Source organism: Dapis hubbardiae BLCC-M172 (genome assembly GCF_050016015.1).
Lineage (GTDB): Bacteria > Cyanobacteriota > Cyanobacteriia > Cyanobacteriales > Microcoleaceae > Trichodesmium.
Genome location: NZ_JBNHEQ010000267.1, coordinates 9,664 through 12,049, shown reverse-complemented (window position 1 = coordinate 12,049; position 2,386 = coordinate 9,664). Strand labels below are relative to the sequence as shown.

Annotated in this window: 1 protein-coding gene; it reads left to right on the top strand. The window is 32.4% G+C overall.

Going from position 1 to position 2,386, the window contains the following annotated elements:
* The first annotated feature begins 711 nt into the window (after nt 1-711).
* Nucleotides 712-2,328 (top strand): adenylate/guanylate cyclase domain-containing protein, encoded by a 1,617-nt coding sequence (locus ACP6PK_RS24655; protein WP_426563513.1) that lies wholly within the window; start codon nt 712-714, stop codon nt 2,326-2,328.
* The last annotated feature ends 58 nt before the right edge of the window (nt 2,329-2,386 follow it).

The following is a 2,386-nucleotide window of genomic DNA, read 5'->3' as shown; positions in this document are numbered from 1 at the left end:
GGAAGGGACGTTGCATAAGGGCGTCCGTACACAGAAGAATAATGAACATTAACTGACTAATAATTAGGTAATAATTTATTTTACCTGTGTTAATTACTTGATAACTGAAGTGTCACTCAAGTATAGCATTAATGCATGGGAATTGGTATAACAAGGTATCAACTTTTGCTAATGGGATAAAAAATATTTTGTGTAGTTGTACCAGAGATAGTGTTTCCTAGTCTCCTCAGCTAAACACTTTTTTTTATTTCGGGTTTGCTGATTAAATATCAAAGACTTTATAGATAAAAGTTTCAGCCTTTTTAGGTCTTTAAAAAGTACAAGGTTTTCGTTCTAGGGAGCTGAAAAAGTTAGGATTTTGGGTTGACTATTGGCTGAAAAATAAAGGGATAATTCTTCCTCCTACCACCTCTAAATTTCCCATTCATCCTGACTCCTGACTCCTGACTCCTAACCTCACCCATAAGACTTTTTCAGCAAGCCCTATTTAGTGTGCAGAGTTCATGTTCAAAATTGAATACTGTGTACCTTTGCAATTAATGTTATTGGAATTTTACTGAAACTATTGCCTAAAATCAACTTGCAGCAGTATTCTACACAAGTTGAAAAACTCTGAATACGGGCTTACTGCTAATTTCAAGCGGAATTAAGATAATATATCTGTATATTTACTATGTATTGAATTCGTTTAACTCTCTAGGAGAACAATAAATGCCATACTTAATTTATGCTCCAGATACTACCAATGAAAAAGTATATGAATTATCGACAGGTGAAATTAGTATTGGTAGGGAAAGAGACAATATTATTGTTATTATTAATCAAACAAGTGTTTCTCGTCATCATGCACAAATTATAATTTCTCAAGATAGTGTGAGTATTGTCGATAAAAAAAGTAGTAATGGTACTTTTGTTAATGGAATTAAAATTGATAGTTGCTTACTCAATGAGGGAGATATAATTCATTGTGGCAATGCCATTTTTAAATTTGTTAATAATCCTAATCAAGAACAAGACATAGGTCCGACAAATATAGTTAAAGAATACTTACAAGAGTCTGATAAAACTGAATTAAATCTACTATTAGACGAACAACAATGTGATTCACAATCAGTTCTGAAATTGAGGGAAAAAGATATCAATCTTCAGGCAGTAGATAAATTAAAAATATTGTTGGAAGTCAGTAAACAACTTTCTTCTCCGACGGAATTAGAAATTTTACTAGAAAAAATTCTTGACTTGCTGTTTCGGATTATTAAAGTAGATAGAGCTGTCATACTTTTAGTAAATGAAAAAACTGGAGAACTTGAACAAAAAGCAGTCAAAGGAAAAGAAGGAATTACCACTGAAGGTCGATTTTATAGCAAAAATATTACTAATTTTGCATTAGAAAAAGGTACGACTTTTTTAACTACAGATGCTTGTCTAGATCGGCGCTTTGATAATCCAGAGTCAATTGTTTCTCAATCAATTCATGGAGCAGTTTGTATCCCACTCAAACCTAGGGATAAAGTCATCGGAGTTTTATATGCCGATAATTTATCATTATCAAATGTTTATTCTGATGAAGATGTAGAATTTCTGACAGGTTTAGCAAATCAAGCAGCGATCGCTATAGATAATACTCAACTCTATAAGAAAATACAAGCAGAGGCAATTCTCCGAAATAAATTAGAACGTTTCTTTCCTTTAACTGTAGCCAGAAAACTTAAAGAAACAGATAAATTAGAAATAGTTGATACAGAAGTAACAGCCTTATTTTCTGATATTAGTGGCTTTACAAAAATGTCTTCAACCATGGAGCCACGCCAAATAATTTCTATGCTAAATGAGTATTTTAAAATTATGGTCGAAGATATTGTTTTTAGGTATGAAGGAACTTTAGAAAAATATATAGGAGATGCTTTATTTGCCATTTGGGGCGCTCCTTATCAAACTGCTAATGATTCACAAAAAGCGATAAAAGCAGCAATTGATATGCAATGGGCAGTTCGTCGGTTAAATCAACAGAGAGAAAAACGTCATCAAAAACCAATTGCTATTCATATAGGAATTAATTCTGGGAAAGTAGCAGCCGGAAATATTGGTTCGGAACAATTAATTCAATACGCTACTATTGGCGATACGACTAATGTTACTAGCCGAATATGTAGTGAAGCAAAAACTGACGAAATTCTGATTAGTCAAACTACAAAAGAAAAGCTCAAATCAGATATTTTTCCCTTAGAAAAAATTTCACCAGTTCTGGTTAAAGGAAAAGACGAACCGATACAACTATATCGTTTACTTTGGCAACAAGTACCATCAGAACTTGATGAAAAATACTGATGAAATTCTGATTAGTCAAACGACAAAATAAAAACTCAAATCAAAAATTTTTCTATGA

Coding starts and splice junctions, on each gene's coding strand:
- ACP6PK_RS24655 (WP_426563513.1), top strand. CDS start 712: ATGCCATACTTAATTTATGCTCCAGATACTACCAATGAAAAAGTATAT.